The organism is Bacillus sp. TH17 (assembly GCF_016651125.1).
GTDB lineage: Bacteria > Bacillota > Bacilli > Bacillales > Bacillaceae_G > Bacillus_A > Bacillus_A mycoides.
Genome location: NZ_JAEKEN010000001.1, coordinates 2,719,627 through 2,736,578 on the forward strand (window position 1 = coordinate 2,719,627; position 16,952 = coordinate 2,736,578).

Annotated in this window: 16 protein-coding genes, 1 pseudogene and 1 riboswitch; of the genes and pseudogenes, 7 read left to right on the forward strand and 10 right to left on the reverse strand. The window is 35.0% G+C overall.

The window, feature by feature from the left end; genetic code table 11:
- Nucleotides 1-122: 122 nt before the first annotated feature.
- Nucleotides 123-1,553, forward strand: coding sequence for a YfcC family protein (locus tag JFT95_RS13845; protein WP_002142506.1), 1,431 nt, complete (start codon nt 123-125; stop codon nt 1,551-1,553).
- A gap of 142 nt (nt 1,554-1,695) precedes the next feature.
- Here JFT95_RS13845 and JFT95_RS13850 read toward each other — a convergent pair whose 3' ends face one another.
- From JFT95_RS13850 to JFT95_RS13865, 4 genes and pseudogenes are all read right to left on the reverse strand, one after another.
- Nucleotides 1,696-2,523, reverse strand: a complete 828-nt coding sequence (locus JFT95_RS13850) for an endonuclease I family protein (RefSeq protein WP_002033283.1) — start codon at nt 2,521-2,523, stop codon at nt 1,696-1,698.
- Nucleotides 2,524-2,997: 474 nt separating this feature from the next.
- Nucleotides 2,998-3,879, reverse strand: a complete 882-nt coding sequence (locus tag JFT95_RS13855) for a 5'-methylthioadenosine/S-adenosylhomocysteine nucleosidase (protein ID WP_016127307.1) — start codon at nt 3,877-3,879, stop codon at nt 2,998-3,000.
- Nucleotides 3,880-4,056: 177 nt separating this feature from the next.
- Nucleotides 4,057-4,160: riboswitch (purine riboswitch) on the reverse strand.
- A gap of 199 nt (nt 4,161-4,359) precedes the next feature.
- Nucleotides 4,360-5,085: pseudogene (locus tag JFT95_RS13860) on the reverse strand (helix-turn-helix domain-containing protein); the annotation flags it as partial.
- A 376-nt stretch (nt 5,086-5,461) separates the two neighbouring features.
- Nucleotides 5,462-5,962: a GNAT family N-acetyltransferase gene (locus tag JFT95_RS13865; protein WP_002013963.1), complete on the reverse strand. Its 501-nt coding sequence runs from the start codon at nt 5,960-5,962 to the stop codon at nt 5,462-5,464.
- 247 nt (nt 5,963-6,209) lie between these two features.
- Between JFT95_RS13865 and JFT95_RS13870 the strand changes: the two genes are divergently transcribed.
- The 3 genes from JFT95_RS13870 to JFT95_RS13880 are packed head-to-tail and all read left to right on the forward strand — an operon-like array spanning nt 6,210 to nt 7,395.
- Nucleotides 6,210-6,506: a transposase gene (locus JFT95_RS13870; RefSeq protein ID WP_002135468.1), complete on the forward strand. Its 297-nt coding sequence runs from the start codon at nt 6,210-6,212 to the stop codon at nt 6,504-6,506.
- A gap of 8 nt (nt 6,507-6,514) precedes the next feature.
- The gene (locus JFT95_RS13875) at nt 6,515-6,877 is read left to right on the forward strand and encodes an IS3 family transposase (protein WP_201052560.1); all 363 of its coding nucleotides are present in this window, start codon (nt 6,515-6,517) and stop codon (nt 6,875-6,877) included.
- Complete coding sequence (locus tag JFT95_RS13880; RefSeq protein ID WP_201052561.1) at nt 6,874-7,395, forward strand: IS3 family transposase; 522 nt, start codon at nt 6,874-6,876, stop codon at nt 7,393-7,395. Before JFT95_RS13875 ends, JFT95_RS13880 begins: the two co-directional genes overlap by 4 nt.
- Nucleotides 7,396-7,912: 517 nt before the next feature.
- On the opposite strand, the gene ybaK is transcribed toward JFT95_RS13880, so the two are convergent.
- Complete coding sequence (gene ybaK / locus JFT95_RS13885; RefSeq protein WP_201052562.1) at nt 7,913-8,389, reverse strand: Cys-tRNA(Pro) deacylase; 477 nt, start codon at nt 8,387-8,389, stop codon at nt 7,913-7,915.
- Nucleotides 8,390-8,731: 342 nt separating this feature from the next.
- Between ybaK and JFT95_RS13890 the strand changes: the two genes are divergently transcribed.
- Nucleotides 8,732-10,027, forward strand: coding sequence for a histidine--tRNA ligase (locus JFT95_RS13890; RefSeq protein WP_207192364.1), 1,296 nt, complete (start codon nt 8,732-8,734; stop codon nt 10,025-10,027).
- 159 nt (nt 10,028-10,186) lie between these two features.
- On the opposite strand, the gene JFT95_RS13895 is transcribed toward JFT95_RS13890, so the two are convergent.
- Both JFT95_RS13895 and JFT95_RS13900 read right to left on the reverse strand, forming a co-directional pair.
- The gene (locus tag JFT95_RS13895; protein ID WP_002013967.1) at nt 10,187-10,468 is read right to left on the reverse strand and encodes a DUF1292 domain-containing protein; all 282 of its coding nucleotides are present in this window, start codon (nt 10,466-10,468) and stop codon (nt 10,187-10,189) included.
- Nucleotides 10,469-10,831: 363 nt separating this feature from the next.
- On the reverse strand, nt 10,832-11,884 hold the full coding sequence (locus tag JFT95_RS13900) for a pyruvate kinase (protein ID WP_016096646.1): 1,053 nt from the start codon (nt 11,882-11,884) through the stop codon (nt 10,832-10,834).
- A 253-nt stretch (nt 11,885-12,137) separates the two neighbouring features.
- Between JFT95_RS13900 and JFT95_RS13905 the strand changes: the two genes are divergently transcribed.
- Entirely contained in the window at nt 12,138-13,811 is a 1,674-nt protein-coding gene (locus JFT95_RS13905) for an alkaline phosphatase (protein WP_201052563.1), read from the forward strand.
- An 84-nt stretch (nt 13,812-13,895) separates the two neighbouring features.
- Here the strand turns inward: JFT95_RS13905 and JFT95_RS13910 are convergent, their stop codons facing one another.
- Nucleotides 13,896-14,576 carry an NAD(P)H-dependent oxidoreductase gene (locus JFT95_RS13910; RefSeq protein ID WP_201052565.1) on the reverse strand — a complete coding sequence of 227 codons (681 nt, stop codon included), beginning with the start codon at nt 14,574-14,576 and terminating at the stop codon, nt 13,896-13,898.
- 127 nt (nt 14,577-14,703) lie between these two features.
- On the opposite strand from JFT95_RS13910, the gene JFT95_RS13915 reads away from it, so the two are divergent.
- On the forward strand, nt 14,704-15,078 hold the full coding sequence (locus JFT95_RS13915) for a winged helix-turn-helix transcriptional regulator (RefSeq protein ID WP_002013973.1): 375 nt from the start codon (nt 14,704-14,706) through the stop codon (nt 15,076-15,078).
- A gap of 372 nt (nt 15,079-15,450) precedes the next feature.
- On the opposite strand, the gene JFT95_RS13920 is transcribed toward JFT95_RS13915, so the two are convergent.
- Together JFT95_RS13920 and JFT95_RS13925 are read right to left on the reverse strand one after the other, a co-directional pair.
- Complete coding sequence (locus tag JFT95_RS13920; protein WP_002033270.1) at nt 15,451-15,603, reverse strand: hypothetical protein; 153 nt, start codon at nt 15,601-15,603, stop codon at nt 15,451-15,453.
- A gap of 375 nt (nt 15,604-15,978) precedes the next feature.
- Nucleotides 15,979-16,704, reverse strand: a complete 726-nt coding sequence (locus JFT95_RS13925; protein ID WP_201052567.1) for a hypothetical protein — start codon at nt 16,702-16,704, stop codon at nt 15,979-15,981.
- Nucleotides 16,705-16,952: the final 248 nt, after the last annotated feature.

Here is a 16,952-nt window from a genome sequence, read left to right on the forward strand (position 1 = left end):
ATTTGTATGTGCAGAAAAAGGATAGAAAAACTATTGCCTTAAGAAGCCACCTTTATTATAATCTATTTCACAGATAAATTTCAGAATATTAAAAATTAACCAGGTGAAAAAGGAGGGGTTTTATGCAATTACAGACCGAGGTAAAAAAACAGCCGAGTAAACGAAAGTTTAAAATGCCTGACGCGTACGTACTACTATTTTTTATCGCCTTACTTTGTGCCATTGCTACATATTTCGTTCCTGCTGGAGAATTTAAAAGAGTTACAAACGGTACTGTTACAACGACAATACCAGGAAGTTATCATTCTGTTCCACAATCGCCGGTAGGGTTTGTTTCTTTTTTTACCGCTATTGAAAAAGGAATGACACTTGCTGCTCCGATCATCTTTTTAATTTTATTTACAGGTGGAGCCATTGCAATTCTTGAAAAAACAGGTGCTCTTGACGGTTTAATCTATCATGTAATTAACAAATTTCGGAATCAGCAATTACTTTTCATTTGCATTGTCGCCGCACTCTTTTCTATTCTCGGAACGACTGGTATTATCGTGAACTCAGTTATCGGCTTTATCCCCATTGGCATCATCGTTGCACGCACATTAAAATGGGACGCTATCGTCGGCGTAGCAATTATTTATTTAGGCACTTATGCTGGTTTTAATGCTACTATTTTATCTCCCTCACCTTTAGGCATTTCACAAAAAATCGCAGAACTCCCGATGTTTTCAGGAATTGGTTTACGTACGGCAATTTATATCTCTTTTTTAATTGCTACCGTTTTGTATATTAATTGGTATGTAAAACGCTTAAAAAAATCGAATAAAGGAAGCATACTCGGAGATAACTGGTTTCCAAGTAATGCTCTTTCAAGTGAGAAAGAAACAGAGAAAACAGAAGTTCCTTGGACAATACGTCATAAATTAATTTTACTCGTTTCAGCTTTATCATTAATTGCATTTTTAATAGGCGCTTTTCGTCTACATTGGACGGACGCAGAAATGACCGCTACTTTTATATTCATAGCAATTACAGCGGGAATAATAGGTGGTATGAAAGCAAACGATATCGCTTCTACTTTTCTAGCAGGCTGCCAAAATCTCATATACGGTGCTTTGATCGTCGGAATGGCTCGTTGCATTTCAGTCATTTTAGAACAAGGCAAATTACTTGATACAATCGTTAATCAACTCGCACAGTCTCTTGAAGGACATAGCCCTGTATTTGGCGTTCTCGGCATGTATGTAAGTAGTGCCGCATTACATTTCCTCATTTCATCCGGGACAGGAGAATCTGTTATTTTCATTCCGATATTAGCTCCATTAGCCGATTTCATGCATATTACACGCCAAGTTACAGTACAGGCTGTTATGCTTGGAGAAGGTGTAGTGAACTGCCTCAATCCAACTTCCGGTGTTTTAATGGGCGTTCTCGCAGCGAGCGGCATTTCTTATGGAAAATGGATTCGCTTCATGGCTCCACTTGCATTCATTTGGTTTATCATTGGACTTATTTTTCTTATTGTTGGCGTGAATATTGAGTGGGGACCGTATTAAAAGACTCATATTATACTTAACTTAATAAAATATCTATTCTATTCTCCAATCCTATAAAAATCACTTATTCTAGTATAGATATAAACAGGGATTGATCATAGTGATCAATCCCTTCTCTCAAAGCAAAATACCTTTAAATATTTTAATTCCAAATTTTATTTACCCATTCAGGATGATCAATAAAAGGATTGCGATTATGTTGATATTTCGTAAAAATCACTTCATTACGCTTTCGCTCTAAATCATCGACAGGGTCTTGTTCATTCCATTTTAGTAAAACGGATAGTTTACCCATGTATGGATCTTTATTGTTATTCACCTTTTCATTTAATTCTAAGTCTATTTCGCCGTTGTCTCCTTCATAACGAACAGCCATGTAAAATAGCATTCTAGCGATATCTCCTTTTACACTATCACGAGGTTCCCAAGAATCACTATCATACTTACATTCTGTCGCTTCTGAATGATTCACACCACCATTATCAAAATCCAGATTTCCACGTGAGCTATTTACAGATACATCCGTCGCTCTTAAATGATGCAAATCTGTTCCAGCTCCTGCAGTCGTTCCAAAATCACCGTGTGATTTTGCCCAAACATGCTCTCGGTTCCAATTATCAACTCCTGAACCATTCGTAAGTTTCCCTTGCGAACGCCCAGTATATAAGAGTAGCACATTGTTTTTATTATTTGGATCTTCATCAGTATCTCTTAGTGCTTCCCAAACCGCACTGTATGATAACTTTGTATGATCATCAATAATATTATGAAGTTCCTTCTTTAATTCTAAACCCATTTTTCCTATTGCATTATTATAATATGTATCGTCATAGCTTTTTACAATAATCTCTTGTGGTGATGCAGAAGCTACTTCACCGTGTATGATATCTGTGAATGATAGAGATGCAGTACCTAAAATAAAAAATGAAGATAGTGTAACCATAGCAAGCCTTGTATTTCTAAACTTCATATACCCATTTCCCCTTTAAAATATAATTTGAAGCTATTAACTAAAAAATGCTTTCTAGCCCCCAAAAACTTTTAGAAAGCCATACCCATCCTTTTCTTTTTATTTAATACAAAACTCTATTGAGTCTGTATTATTTCCACACTTTTTGTTTATCTACTTTTCACAAGAAATATCCTTCTCTAGTAAAGATTATTAAAATATTCTTTACAATTAAAAAGTAGTTTAATGTTAACTTATAAATTTCAATTTTTTTATGCAATTATGCATATTTGATAAATCGTTCGACTTTTCTTTTTTCTATAACTGTCTTTATTTTTTGTGTAAAACCCTTCTTCCTCTGTAGAATAAGTACAAAAATAGATTGGATACCATGTAAGGCACCAATCTATTTTAATTAAAGAAACTTTGGTAATTCTGAGTTCACAACACATTGTGCAGTAATGATAACATTTTTATATTGAGACAGAACTACTACTATTTATTTGGTATCGAATCTATATACTTTTTAACTACTTCATATACATATTCTTGATTTGCCGCTGCTGTGTTTGGGTTGTATTTTCCGCCGTTTGTTTTATTGTTAGATAATACGCGAATCCCTAAGAATGGTACGTCATAAGCTTTTGCGATTTGCGCTGCTGCTGCACCTTCCATTTCTTCTACAGATGTACCGTATTTTGTATGGAACCATTTAATTCTATCAACTTCATTATTCCAAACGTCTGCTGAACCTATAGTACCTTCGACCACTTTACCTTTTGTATATTTATCTTTCACTGCATTAGCTGCTGCAAGTAAATCCTTATCTCCCTCATAGTATCGGATTTTCTCAGCATTTGGATCTTCTCCTGCACTCCCTTCAGAAGCCATCAGGTCCATAGATATCCATTTTGCCGGCTCAATCCCTTGGTTCTCATCCATATTTGTTGTTTTTAATGACCCTATATTCGCCACTTGTTTTCCTAAAACAATATCAAATACGTTTAAATTAGGATCATGTCCACCTGATGTTCCTTGGTTAATAATCGCTATAGGCTTATATTTTTCAATAGCCACTGCTGTAGCGGCTGCTGTATTTTCCATTCCTTTACCTGTTTTCGCAACGATTACAGGATAATTGTCTACAGTTCCTTTATAAAATACGAAACTTCCAGATTTTTCTTCTTTCACATTTTTTAACCTTTTTGCAAATTTTTCAGCTTCTATTGGCATTGGGCCTTGAATTAAGATAGGGTTTTGAGTGCTTTTTGCCTCTGCTGCTTGTTTTGGACTAGCATTACATCCTGCAAGTATTGAGAATGATAATGCGATAGTAGTTGCTAGGGCACCATATTTTTTTAACAGATTTTTCTTCATAAATAATCTCTCCTCTTTCTCTTGTTGTTTTCTATACTCGATGTTTTGGTCCAAAGAAAAAAGCTCTAGAAATTGTAGAAAAATCTCTACTTTCTAGAACTACGGTAGTCAAAGTTAATTAAGCAAAAGATGAGGCCAATGCTAAATTATAGAACGGTAGCGGCTCAATACAGAAAGCGACCGAATACTTTAACCCGTAGTCCAGTTCTTTCATTGGGAACTAGGTAGAAACGCTCGGACCATATTACCGAGTATATACGAGTGATGTTATTTAAAATTATTATATTGGTAATATAACAAACTTTTAGTGTATACGCAATCTAAAAGTGAACATTTTTAATAAAAATAATAAAAATGTTCGTTTTTACAACTTAAATAGTTAGTATTTATCATTCCTAAATGGATAACGACGCTAAAAAACTCATAACCCATATACTAAACTAGATTAACCTACAACAACCGATCTTTTACAGACAATTACTCTACCTTTTCAGCGTTTGAGGCATTTACTACTACATAATTCGGTATTGTCGCAACGAGTTGTATTAAATGTTGATACATACTAATTTGCATCATTTCATTCGCCTTTTCAGCATTTCCAAGCATTTGATACGCCTGGGCAATTAGATCTTCCTCCGGAAAGTTAGGACGTATCGTTTCGCCAAGTAATTGAAGCACCTCATTTGGTCTATTGAGTATAAGATAGCAAGTTGCTTTAAACGATACCGCCTCTTTCACAAGAGAAACATCTTCACTTCCTCCCTGCACTCGGCTAAAGAGATACATTGCCTCTTCTAAAATTTCAATTCTTCTATCCATATCCTCTGTTAACATGTGGTGATTAATAAAAAGTAGCCCCATTTGAATTAATAATGGAAAACAAGAATAATATTTTTTTGTCACTTCCCTGCACTCCATCATTACTTCATCAAACGGTTCTTCACTAAAAGCTTCCGCTAGTCTATGATATAAATTTTTAATATCTTCCTGTTCCATTTGCAGTGTATAACAGATTAATTCATCTATACTTATGTTAAAGTACGATGCTAACAGTGGCAAAAATGTAATATCCGGATAACTCTGCCCAGTCTCCCATTTGGAAACAGATGCTTTCGTAATACCGATATACGCCGCTAACTCTTCCTATGTAATTCCTTTTTCTTTTCTCTTATCCGCAATGATTTTATGAATATGAATTTCTCTCACTGTATCACCTCATACTTTTATTATATGTACTTTATTTCACACAAAATATAGATTTAAAGTCGACTTTCGTTAATAAAATCAACTGTTAGGAAACATCTCTCTAAAATAAAAGGCAGGAACATATTTGATATGTTCCTGCCTTTTTATTGTGGGGTACCGATACATAGCCATCTAGCTAAGATTTTGAAGTGCTTCAAAATCAAAAATTTCATCTCACCACAGTTTTCTATGAGAATCCAGTGAACAGCTTATTTACATAATTTTCGAAAGCGGAAGTTAAAAATTCTTAGTTTCTTGCTCAATTAAAGCCACCCGTTAGTTAAACAACAGAAGGTTTCTTAGTCAAGAACCGCTCCAATCGCATTACGGTATTAAATTACATATCATAAGGTTCGAGCTTCAAAATAAATTCTTCAACATCCTTGCCTCTTGCGTTGGAAAAACCTTTATCTTCAGAGATGATTTTAAACCTGCATTTTTCCAATACCCTAATGGAGGCGAGGTTATCTTTAGCGGCACGAGCATAGAGCGGGCGTACCTTAATATACTCCAGAAACTCTGACAACGCTTTAGTTGCAATACCATGACCCCAATATTCCTTCCCAATCCAGTAGCTTACTTCGGGTTCGCCGAACTGTTCAAAGTTCGAGACGTGTCCAGTGACAATGCCATTGAATAATATAGTCTTAATTGTAATAGTCTCGTCAGCAATATTTTTTTTCCAATGGTCAAAAAATGCGTCCTTATCAGTGGGGTCTTTAGCTGTAAAAGCAGCCATATAGTTCGCCGTTGAATCTAGTTGTTGTTCGAAAAAGATAGGTAGATCTTTCTCTGTGATATCTCGTAGCTTCACTTCGCTTTTGCTAATGGATTCCATATAATTCACAAGCTCCTTAACATATTTTTTAATATTAATTCTTCCAAATTTAGAGAAATTCCTTCTTCAACTAATCTGCTCTTTAGTTGAAGAAGGAACAATGCATATTGTATACACGATCAGTTAACATAACGTCTCATTATCGGTAGCAAGGAAAAAGAAGAACCCTGCTCTCTGATATGATCCCCTTATAGTAGACAGGAAAAAGAAAGCACATTAACCTGTTTACTATGGAGGGGATTTTTTCATGGGAAAAATTAGAGTCACTTACGATGTAGAATTTAAGAAACAAGCTATAGATTTATACTTAAAAGAAGGCATGAGCTATAAAACCATTGCGAAAGAATTAGGTATTCATCACTCGGTTGTAAGTCGTTGGGTGAAACACTTTGAAGCTGAAGGAATCAAAGGACTAGAAGAAAAACGCGGTAAAGCGAAAGGACCAGGTTTAGGTAGACCAAGGGTTAGACCCGAAGATCCTGAAGCTAAGATCAGACGATTAGAAGCGGAAAATGAAATGTTAAAAAAGCTCTTAGGGATGTAAAAGGAGGAATGAAAGTCGTATCCAAAATAAAAAAATTCGAAGTCATCCATGAAATGACAAAAACAGGTTATACAGTGACCATTCTATGCGATATTGCTGGTGTAACCAGAAGTGGATACTACAAATGGCTAAAACGGCATACGACGCCTTCTAAAAAACAATCAGAGGATATCGAAATTAAGAAAAAGATATTGGAGTGTCATAAAAAATTAAGAGGAATTTATGGATATAGAAGAATACAAGTGTGGCTGAAAGCCACATATAACCTTCATTTGAACCATAAGCACATCCAAAGATTGATGAGTGAACTAGGTATCAAAGCCGTAATTAGGAAAAAACGACCTTATTACGGAAAAAAGAAGCTTATGTGATTTCAGAGAACCATCTAAATAGGGAGTTTCAGGCTTCAAAACCGAATGAGAAATGGGTAACCGATATTACCTATTTGATTTTCAATGGACAGCGCTTGTACTTATCCGCTATTAAGGATTTATACAATAATGAAATTGTTGCCTATGAAACCAGTCGTAGAAACGACTTAAAGCTTGTGTTAGATACGCTTAAAAAGGCAAAGAAAAAACGAAATGTGAAGGGAATCCTCTTACATAGTGATCAAGGATCCCAGTATACATCTCGTCAATATAATCAATTACTTAAAAAATATCAGATGAAGGCAAGTATGTCTCGAAGAGGCAACTGTTGGGATAATGCTTGTATGGAAAACTTCTTCAGTCACTTTAAGGCAGAGTGTTTTCATTTATACTCCTTCCGTAAAGCGAATGAGGTCAAACTTGCCGTGCGTAAATATATGCACTTTTATAATCATCAAAGATTTCAAAAGAAATTAAATAACCTGAGTCCATATAAATATAGAACTCAGGTTGCTTAGTTGCGCTTTTTAAATACTGTCTACTTGACAGGGGTCACTGCACTCACAAGGGAACCTTCTTTTTTAGTTCTATGAATCTATACATTTTTTTATACATTCCTATCCTGGCACGGTTTTAGGGTTCTTGTTTGTTACTGGATTAGCCAAAAAACTGTATAAAATCTTGCATACTCTTAGCGTGGGGGTTTTCCAAAATACTGGCATCCCCCAATATGTGCTTTCTTATGGGCATTTCTTGAACCCTCATTAAAACACTTTCCCGTCCTTTGTCTATCTTTAAAAGTAACTCTGCTTGTTTATTTAAAGTCCTTGCAACGAGGCATTGTACTCCTCCTAAAGCCAAACAAATGATTAAAATTACACATCCATATTATACTGATTAAACTAAAAATTCATTCTCTTTTCATTTCATTCATTATGTAAATAAAAAAGGATAATCCGCCCTCATAATGGACTAATTATCCTATAAATCTTTATCTAAATTTAATAAAATTAGAACTTCTTTTCCTATGTATACTTATTTCTTTATTTCACCAAACTGCGCTCTCGTCACTTTCGCCAAGTCATCAACTTTAAGCTCAATTTGTACTCCAATTTTCCCGCCACTTACAATGATCGTTTCAAGCGATTGAGCACTCGCATCAATACATGTAGAAAATAACTTCTTCATTCCTACTGGTGAACAACCACCGCGAATATACCCTGAAACTTTCGTAATATCTTTAACAGGAATCATTTCTATCTTCTTTTCACCGACCGCCTTTGCGGCTGCTTTTAAATTTAGTTCCTCATCTACTGGGATAATGAACACATGATAATCCTTACTATTCCCTTGAGCGACAAGCGTTTTATATACCTCTCTCACTTCTCTACCAATTTTCCCAGCAACTGATACGCCATCAATTTTCCCATCGTCCGGATCATATGACATCATCGAATATTCAATTTTTTCTTTATCTAATATTCGCATCGCATTTGTTTTATCTTTTTTCATAGTGTTCTCCTTAAAAAGTTATTTCATATTATTAAGTTTTCTTTTATTATACACTCTTTTCAATTTCTCCTACATAACTTCACGTATTCTTCAAAACTGAAAATATTGATATTTCCAAATTCATCTGATATAATTTGGAAAAACTTATGTTAAGGAGAGATTTTTAATGCGAACTTTTAATACTTCTTTCCAACTTCATCATCATACGTAACGCCGTGTATCCGAAGAAAAATTTTTCTTCGTGGGTACAGGGCTTTTCCTGTTGACCCACGAAGCGTTCATAAAGCTATGTGGGTATTTTTATACCTGCATAGCTTTTTTTAATTTAAAAGAGGAGTGATTATGGTGGAAATGAAAAATGTAAAAGGGACAAAAGACTATTTACCAGAGGAACAAGTACTACGAAATAAAATTAAAAGAGCTTGTGAAGATACGTTTGAACGTTATGGCTGTAAACCGTTAGAGACACCAACGTTAAATATGTATGAGCTTATGTCTTACAAGTACGGTGGTGGCGATGAAATTTTAAAAGAAATATATACACTTAAGGATCAAGGAAAACGCGATCTTGCCTTACGTTATGATTTAACAATTCCATTCGCAAAAGTCGTGGCGATGAATCCGAACATCCGCCTACCCTTTAAACGCTATGAAATTGGGAAAGTATTTCGAGATGGGCCAATTAAACAAGGAAGATTCCGTGAGTTCATTCAATGTGACGTTGATATAGTCGGTGTAGAATCAGTCATGGCGGAAGCTGAACTCATGAGCATGGCGTTTGAGCTGTTCCGAACGTTAAACTTAGTAGTAACGATCCAATATAATAACCGAAAATTGTTAAACGGTATTCTCCAGTCTATTAACATCCCTACTGAACTAACGAGTGACGTAATTTTATCATTGGATAAAATCGAAAAGATTGGGATTGATGGTGTACGAAAAGATGTATTGGAGCGCGGGATTACTGTAGAAATGGCCGATACAATATGTAATACTGTTTTATCTTGCCTAAAGCTCACTATTGCCGACTTTAAAGACACTTTCAATAATACACTTGTTGACGATGGAGTAGAGAAACTACAACAACTACAGCAATACTTACTCGCCCTCGGAATAAATGAAAATACGATATTCAATCCGTTTTTAGCAAGAGGACTCACAATGTATACAGGCACTGTGTATGAAATCTTTCTAAAAGATGGCACGATTACATCTAGCATCGGTAGCGGTGGTCGATACGATAATATTATCGGAGCATTCCGTGGTGATAATATGAACTATCCAACAGTCGGTATTTCATTCGGATTAGATGTCATTTATACAGCTCTATCACAGAAAGAAACCATATCATCTACAGCAGATCTTTTTATCATTACACTCGGGACAGAATTACAATGTTTACAAATCGCCCAGCAATTACGTTCTACTACTTCCTTAAAAGTCGAACTTGAACTAGCTGGACGTAAATTGAAACGTGCCCTTAATTATGCAAATAAAGAAAACATCCCGTATGTGCTAATAATTGGTGAAGAGGAACTATCTACAGAAACAGTTGTATTGCGTAATATGAAGGAAGGTACTGAAGTGAAGATTCCCCTCTCTTCCTTGGAAAATAACACATTTAATAACTATATATAATAAGCGCCACCCTCATTTGGGTGGTTTTTCTAGTGCATAAATAAAGAGTCATTCAGTTTACATAATATAATTATTGATTTCTATAAATGTAATTTTCAACCATATACAAAAAAAGAGGGCAGATATGCATCTCCCTCTTTTGTCTAACTCTTTTTATTATTATTCTTGTTCTTGCTCGTCCATAATCTTCTCGAACGCCGCAGATACTTTTTCAAATTCCTCGTCATTCTCTATGTATGAGAATTCATTATCTTCTTCTACTTTTAAAAAGAAGATATCAATGTCTTCCTCAGTTTCTGTTTGAATGTCTTCTACAAAGGCAACCGCAATGTATTCTGCACCTTCGACATCCATCGCTCCAAGCACTTCAACTTCCTGTTCTTCATTATTCTCATCGGTAAGACTAAAAATTTCGCCTACTTCAATTGCTTCCATATTCATTCTCCTCCTATCATACTCTAAAAAATAAAACGTTCAAATTGCACACTTACTAACATATCTTTCCATAAAAAAGTTGAATTCATACAGAAAGAACAACAAATTCTTGCTGATTCAGCAAAAGTATTCAACTATAAGGATATCATTTATGAATAGGAATGAACATATTTTAAATGAGATAACTGGATTAATTAATTTAAAATCCTTCTTTAGATTTCCGAAAGACCTCCATGTTCCATAATGGTTCTTTCATATAGGCAGCTGGAATGCCACCTTTCAATCTGTAAGTAAATACTAAAATAGCACCTCCTATCCTGATTCCTTTCCGTACGTTTTTAGGATGAGAGATAAATCCTTCTATATAAACTAAAGAGACTTATGCAGCAATTCCAATACATCTTTCATCGCAAAAGGACCGTCTTTTTTTACATGCTCAGCGAATTCCGAAACGAGACGTAACGTTTTCACACTTTCGATTGGATGCTCTCCTGACGCACTTTCAGCAGAAAGCATAACAGCATTCGTCCCGTCCAGTACAGCTTGAAATACATCTGTCACCTCAGCTCTTGTAGGAATAGAATGATCTACCATAGATTGAAGCATTTGTGTCGCTGTAATGACATATGTATTCGTTCGATTGCACTCACGAATCATCATTTTTTGCAAAAGCGGAATAAATTGATACGGCAATTCCACACCTAAATCTCCCCTTGCGATCATAATGCCATCCGCTTCTTTGCATATGTCTTGAAAATTCTCGATTGCTTCCATCGTTTCTATTTTTGCAATTAAATTAGGAGATGTTTCTTTATGTTCATGTATAAAACTTCGTATTTCCTTTATATGACTAGGTTTTCGAACGAAAGAACACGCAATAAAATCAACTTCCTCTTCTAGAAGAAATTGAATATCTTTTTTATCTTTCTCCGTAATAGCTGGCAAACTAACAATTGTACCTGGTAAGTTCACCCCTTTATGAGAGGAAATATTGCCACCTGTTTTTATTCTTGTTTCTATTTTTTCCGAACTTATCTTTTCAACGATTAACTCAACTTCTCCATCATTAATAAGAATTCTACTTCCAACTTTCACGTCATTGGCGATCCCTACATAATCAACACTTGCTTCTTCTTTATTCCCTTGAACTGGATTGGTATGTAAAGTAAATAACTCCCCTGCTTCAAGTGTAATTTGTTCCTCTTTCATTTCACCCAATCTTATTTTAGGACCTTGTACATCCCCTAGAATTTTAATAGAATCGTCTAACGATTTTACTAAACGAATGATGTCTTTATGACTTTCATGCGTACCATGTGATAAATTTAACCGAACAATTTTCATACCATTGTTTATTAACTGCGCTAACGTTTCTTCATTATTACTGGCTGGCCCAATTGTACAAACTCGATCAATTGTCATGTCCCCACCATCCTTTTTTAAATGTTTCCCATAAAATAAAGAGAAGATTCTTTTTATAGGAAAGCCCATGTAACTAAGGGTGCAAAGAAGTTTTATATGAAGAGAATATTTTGCTGAAGAAGTAGCTTAAATTTAACTTTTCGACTCCATAGTTATTGTTAGTTTCGTTGCAATGGGGTACTACTAATAATAAATCTTGTTTACATACGAACGTTAGATTGGGATATCGAAAACGACCTATGGAGGAACCACAATGACTACTCTTCGAAAAAAAATAATGGGACTAACATTAGCGGGAACGGTAGCACTATTTACATTAGCAACAGGAATCATAATGAACGATAACGAGGTAAAAGCTGAGGTAAAAAAAGCAGGAAAGCAACCTAAAAATGTGATTTTCATGGTTATAGATGGGACAAGTTCTTCTGCTACAACATTAGCCCGCTGGTATAAAGGTTCACCTCTTGCACTAGATCAAATTGTATCCGGAGGTGTTCGTACGTATTCCGCAGAATCAGCTATTACGGACTCTGCACCAGCAGCCACAGCTTTAGCGACAGGAAATAAATCAAATTCAGGCTACGTGGGCGTATTACCTTCTGTTGTGAATTCACCTGGCTTAGAACCAGTGAAAGAAGAATGCAAGTTTCGTCCAGTTGCCAACGTCTTAGAAGGCGCAAAACGTTCCGGCCGCGCGACAGGAATCATTGCTACATCAGAAATTCAACATGCTACTCCGGCTAGTTTCTCTGCCCACCACGTTAACCGTAAAGATTTCGAAGTACTTGGTGAACAGCAAGTGTATCAAAATATAGAAGTTGTATTAGGTGGTGGAAAAGCAGCACTTCAGCCTACGACAAGCAACGGAATTCGTAAAGACAACGAAGATTTAGTAAAAGTGATTCAAGACAAAGGGTATGACTTTGTCGAAACAAAAGATGCGTTATTAAACTCCAAATCAAATAAAATCTGGGGTTCTTTCTCTAATACTGCCCTTGCGTTCGATATGGATCGTAGAATAACCAATCCTAAGCAGCCAACTCTTTCCCAGATGACGAGAAAAGCAATTCAAACATTATCAAAAGATAAAGATGGTTTCTTCTTATTTGTAGAAGGTAGTAAGGCAGATTGGGCAGCACATGCAAATGACCCAATCGGGATGATTAGCGATGTATTGGCATTTGATGATGCAGTTACAGAAGCATTAGAATTTGCGAAGAAAGACGGTAACACTATGGTCATTGCATTAGCGGATCATGGTAATAGCGGTATTTCCATTGGCAACAGCAATACCACAAAAGGATATGATACTACACCAGTATCAGCTTACATTGCCTCACTGAAAAAGGCAAAAATGACACTTGAAGGTGCTACAAATAAACTAAAAAATGATTTATCTAATATAAAAGAGGTCGCTGCTCTTTACGGTTTAGACAACTTAACTGATGACGAAAGAGAAAAGTTAAACGCTGCACATAAGAAAGCTGATGTAGGTCCAATCCTTACTAAATTATTGGCCAACCGGGCGAACATCGGTTTTACAACTGGTGGTCATACGGGTGAAGATGTATTTTTATACTCTTACGGTCCTCAAAAGCCATACGGTTTAGTCCAAAATACAGACATTGCGAAAATAATGGCCAAAGCAATGGGCTTTCAATTAGGAGAATTATCTAAGAAATTATTCTTAGATGCTGAAACATCCTTTAAACAAATTGGTGCAACTGTAACGATTGACAAAAAAGATGTACGAAACCCGGTGCTTGTAGTAACACGCAATAATACGGAGGCCAAATTGTTTGTTAATAAAAACATTATCTATATCGGTGGAAAAGACCATGAATTAGGAAGTGTTGTTGTAGAAAGCAACGGGAAATTCTATGTACCTGAAAAAGCACTTCAACTATTCACAAAGCATTCTCGCTAAATTTAAAAACAGACATAAAAAAACGCTATCCTTTCCATAGAAAGGGTAGCGTTTTTTTCGTTATATGGATACAAATTTATCTTATTAAATCCATTCAGCAATAGTATCCATAGTTTGTCTTGTTTTATTAAATTGTGGTTCTCCTTTACGGTATCCGAATGCGACCATAACTGATACCTCAAGATTATCATCTTTTAAAATTCCTTCTTGACGAAGTAAAGAATCTACTTTTTCTTTATCGAATCCTTCCATTGGACAAGAATCAATACCGATTTGAGCTGCACTAGTCATCATATTAGCTAAAGCAATATAAGATTGCTTTGATGACCAATCAAATACAGCACGTTCGGAGTCTAACAATTTAAAATCCGATTCTTGGAATTTTTTGAAGAATTCATATCTCATCTGTTGAGCTTCTTCAGGCAATCCAATAATATCTTTCATCATGTGCTGAATATACTCTGCATCATAGTGCATATCTTTGATGGTTCTTGAAAGAACAATGACAAAATGACTTGCTGTTGAAAGCTGCCCACCTGCTCCCCATGAATATGGTAATAGTTTTTCTCTTAATTCTTTATTTTGTACCACAATAAATTTCCAAGGCTCATATCCAAAAGAAGAAGGAGATAATCTTCCTGTTTCTAAAATAAATTTAAAATCATCTTCTGAAATTTTCTTCATAGGATCAAATTCTTTACATGCATGTCTAAAGTTAAAAGCCTCAATAATTTTTTGTTTTGTATTTTGTTTTGTGTTAGTCATAAAAGATCCCCTTTTCATTAAATTATTATTTAACCAAATTATATTTTTAAAGTAACAATGATACAAGTACGCACATTTATGTGCTATAGTATCAAAAAAGATACTATTGTTAAGGGAGAGTCTTTTTATGATTAGTTCAAAAGAAGATGATGTAAATTATCCATTTTTAAATAAATATTCTTGTCCAGTAGAAGCTATGGTCGAGGTTATTGGCGGAAAATGGAAAGGTGTTATTCTTTATCATTTATTAGATGGTAAGAAACGATTTAATGAATTAAAAAGATTAAAACCTAATATCACCCAAAGAATGTTAACACTTCAACTTAGAGAACTTGAAGCAGATGGCATCGTACATCGGGAGGTATATCGTGAAGTGCCCCCTAAAGTAGAATATTCGTTAACTGAACTTGGCGAGTCATTACGTCCAATTATCCTTTTAATGATGGAATGGGCGACTAATAATATGGAGCAGGTTTTGGAAAGTAGAAATAACACTAAATAGTATTTAAAACCTGTAATTAGCCATTACAAACAACTCAAAAAAGATTGCCTCTTAGTATACAGGCGATTTTTTTTTGAGTAAAAGGATTATTTGGGTCAGATTCTGGAAAAGTGTTAATATTCTTCATAAAGGAGGTCTACTGATGAAAAATTTATGGAAGAAAGTTTCTTTAATTGCTTTCATAGTAATTGTCCTTTTAATAATTTTATATTTTTGTGGTATGTCACTTTTCTGGAACCAACCCTAAATTACATTTAAAAATAAGCCCTCCTTGAATAAAATTCAATATTCCGTCAATACTATACATGACATTAGATTTTCTCCTTGTTCCCCCTTGGAGAGTCAGGCAGCTAGCTTTTGTTAGCTGCTTTTTTATTTTCGAATCATTGCCGTCATTACTACTGGTAGTCCATTTGTTCCGTATTTCATAATTTGAGCAATTGATTGTAACTGCTGAATGCCTTCTTCTTCATTATGTTCTCCCTGAACAATTGCTGACGAACAATATAATGGTTGAACAGCCACTGTATGGAGACTCTTCCGCTAAATAAAATTGTGCGACCATTGGAAGTTATTCTCGTTTACATATTTCTAGGATTTTCTGCGATACTGGTGCAATTTCTTCATCATAAACTTCCTCTTTATCGTACATCTCAATTCATTCTCCTTTTCTACAAAATGAAATTTTTGTAGAAAATAATGAACTTTAAAAACTACTAAATTGCAAATATAAATACAAGGGAGCGTTTTATATGACTTCCTATCAAAAAATATCTTTAATAGTTATCACTCTTTTTTATCATTGTGATGTTCCTTTCAAATGAAGTCTTTATTTCTTAACACCCAACGAGAATGTACAACAAACTAAAAAGGCCTACTCACACGAGTAGGCTTTTGAAACTATGAAAGCTTCGTTAATAATTGATTTAAATCTTTTTTCATTTTTGTCGTTAATGACTTCATTTTATTAATATCAATCTTTTCTTTCTCCGCTCCTACAATTAACGGATACATACTTTGGCCAATTGTTTTATATTCAGTCGGATGCGATGCTTCTAACTCTTTTTCAATTACATCCCACTTCTCATTAATTTGTTTTCCAAGTTTATTAACTGTTTCTAATTTAGGATTTGCAGCTAATTGCTTGTCTAAGCTTTCAATTAATGTAACGACTTCTTTTACATTTGTTTTCACAGCTACGCTTTTCTTCGGATCTTTCGTTGTTTTTCCGTTGTTGTTTGTACTTGTACTTTGATCTGTTGTCTTTCCGTTATTGTTTGTACTTGTGCTTTGATCTGTTGTTTTCCCGCTAGTAGTTTGATCATTCGTTTTTCCTGTCGTTTCTTTTTCTTTTGTTGTTTTTCCGTTACTTTCTGTTCCTGATGATTCCTTTGTATTTTTTGCATCCTTATCTGTTTTTTCATTCGAAGAAGTATTTGTGTCTTTTTCAGTATCTTTCGTTGTTTTTGACGCTTCATCTGCACTTGTCGTTTTTGATTGCTCTTCATTTTGCGCTGTTGCTGGATCCTTCTTCGCTTCATCTTTATCTGTGAAGGTACTACAAGCTGCCATTGAAAGCATTGTACCAATTGCTACTGATGCGATAGCGACCTTTTTCATTTTCATATAAATCCCCCTATGTTTATATAATTTATCCTCCTCTTTACGATTCTATTTCCCCTTAAAAAATCCCTTTTCATACGAATCACCATCTTTCCGACAGTAATCTTCATAATAATACGTACAAAAAAAGATAAATTCATTTTAATATTCGAGTTTTTTCTACTACATTTTCCTCCTCTGTAGCAAAAGAAAAAGAGTATGTTGTCACATGAAGATTTACAATCTACAAATGACAACATACTCCCCTATCA

Excerpts from the sequence above, each read along its gene's own strand:
- JFT95_RS13905 (WP_201052563.1), top strand. The coding sequence starts at position 12,138 with ATGACTACTCTTCGAAAAAAAATAATGGGACTAACATTAGCGGGAACG.
- JFT95_RS13895 (WP_002013967.1), bottom strand. The coding sequence starts at position 10,468 with ATGAATATGGAAGCAATTGAAGTAGGCGAAATTTTTAGTCTTACCGAT.
- JFT95_RS13845 (WP_002142506.1), top strand. The coding sequence starts at position 123 with ATGCAATTACAGACCGAGGTAAAAAAACAGCCGAGTAAACGAAAGTTT.
- ybaK (WP_201052562.1), bottom strand. The coding sequence starts at position 8,389 with ATGAAAAAAGATAAAACAAATGCGATGCGAATATTAGATAAAGAAAAA.
- JFT95_RS13855 (WP_016127307.1), bottom strand. The coding sequence starts at position 3,879 with ATGAAGAAAAATCTGTTAAAAAAATATGGTGCCCTAGCAACTACTATC.
- JFT95_RS13915 (WP_002013973.1), top strand. The coding sequence starts at position 14,704 with ATGATTAGTTCAAAAGAAGATGATGTAAATTATCCATTTTTAAATAAA.
- JFT95_RS13865 (WP_002013963.1), bottom strand. The coding sequence starts at position 5,962 with ATGGAATCCATTAGCAAAAGCGAAGTGAAGCTACGAGATATCACAGAG.
- JFT95_RS13890 (WP_207192364.1), top strand. The coding sequence starts at position 8,732 with ATGGTGGAAATGAAAAATGTAAAAGGGACAAAAGACTATTTACCAGAG.
- JFT95_RS13900 (WP_016096646.1), bottom strand. The coding sequence starts at position 11,884 with ATGACAATTGATCGAGTTTGTACAATTGGGCCAGCCAGTAATAATGAA.
- JFT95_RS13910 (WP_201052565.1), bottom strand. The coding sequence starts at position 14,576 with ATGACTAACACAAAACAAAATACAAAACAAAAAATTATTGAGGCTTTT.
- JFT95_RS13870 (WP_002135468.1), top strand. The coding sequence starts at position 6,210 with ATGGGAAAAATTAGAGTCACTTACGATGTAGAATTTAAGAAACAAGCT.
- JFT95_RS13925 (WP_201052567.1), bottom strand. The coding sequence starts at position 16,704 with ATGAAAATGAAAAAGGTCGCTATCGCATCAGTAGCAATTGGTACAATG.
- JFT95_RS13875 (WP_201052560.1), top strand. The coding sequence starts at position 6,515 with ATGAAAGTCGTATCCAAAATAAAAAAATTCGAAGTCATCCATGAAATG.
- JFT95_RS13850 (WP_002033283.1), bottom strand. The coding sequence starts at position 2,523 with ATGAAGTTTAGAAATACAAGGCTTGCTATGGTTACACTATCTTCATTT.